At 76.4% G+C, this 868-nt stretch carries 2 protein-coding genes; both read right to left on the bottom strand.

Annotated features, from left to right (window positions below; genetic code table 11):
* Window positions 1-497 (bottom strand): signal peptidase I (gene lepB / locus D8M29_RS12500; RefSeq protein WP_127446039.1); only part of this gene is annotated, 497 nt, incomplete at its 3' end.
* On the bottom strand, window positions 494-868 hold a 375-nt coding region (gene lepB / locus D8M29_RS12495; protein ID WP_127446038.1), incomplete at its 5' end, for a signal peptidase I. The genes lepB (D8M29_RS12500) and lepB (D8M29_RS12495), both read right to left, overlap by 4 nt.

Below are 868 nucleotides of genomic sequence, written 5' to 3'. Positions count from 1 at the left end.
TTCTGGCCCACCACGTCGTCGAGGGCCACGAACCCGCCCCCGGGCCCGGCGCGGTGCGCGCGGGAGTCCGCCGACGCCGAGCGATGGTCGCCGAGCACCCACAGCCGCCCCTCGGGGACGGTCACCTCGAACGCCTCCTGCGCGGGCGTCTCCCCCGGCGCGAGGTACGGCTCCTCCACGGGCACCCCGTTCACGCGCAGCGTCTCCTCGCCGGGCGTCCAGGAGACGATGTCCCCCGGCAGCCCGACGGCCCGCTTGATCACGTGGCCGCCCCCGGGCAGCCAGCCCTTCGTGTCTTCGAACACCACCACGTCACCGCGGCGCACCGGGAACGGATCCGGGGTGAGCAGCGTGGCGACCACGCGGTCGCCGGCCCGCAGCCCGGGCTCCATGGACGAGGACGGGATGGCGTACATGCGCGCCAGGAAGGCCCACGCCAGCACGCAGGCGAGTACGGTCACGGCGGCCGCGATCAGCGCGGTGCGGCGCCCCGTCACGGCGTGTCCCCGGAGGGGACGTCCACGGTCCCGCGGCGGGCCAGCGGCCACACGACCTCCGCGACCCGGCCCTCGACCCGCTCGAGCGGGATCAGCCCGCCGCCGGGGGCGCCCAGCAGTGCGCGGGAATCCCGGGAGGCGGCGCGGTGGTCGCCCAGGACGACCATGCGCCCGTCGGGCACCTCGAAGGACCAGGTCCCCGCCGCGGCCGGCTCGTCCGCGGTCACGGGCCTGCCGAGATACGGCTCATCCAGCGGCTCGCCGTTGCGCAGCAGCCGACCGTCCGGGGCACAGCATTCGAGGCGGTCCCCCGGCAGGGCCAGCACGCGCTTGACGAACGCGTCCTCGGCCGCGCCGACACCCCACCACCA

The sequence above is a fragment of the Micrococcus sp. HSID17227 genome (assembly GCF_003989405.1).
GTDB classification, from domain to species: Bacteria; Actinomycetota; Actinomycetes; order Actinomycetales; family Micrococcaceae; genus Micrococcus; species Micrococcus luteus.
Note: the sequence above shows the minus strand (reverse complement) of the source record. Positions and strands in the feature narration are given on the sequence as shown.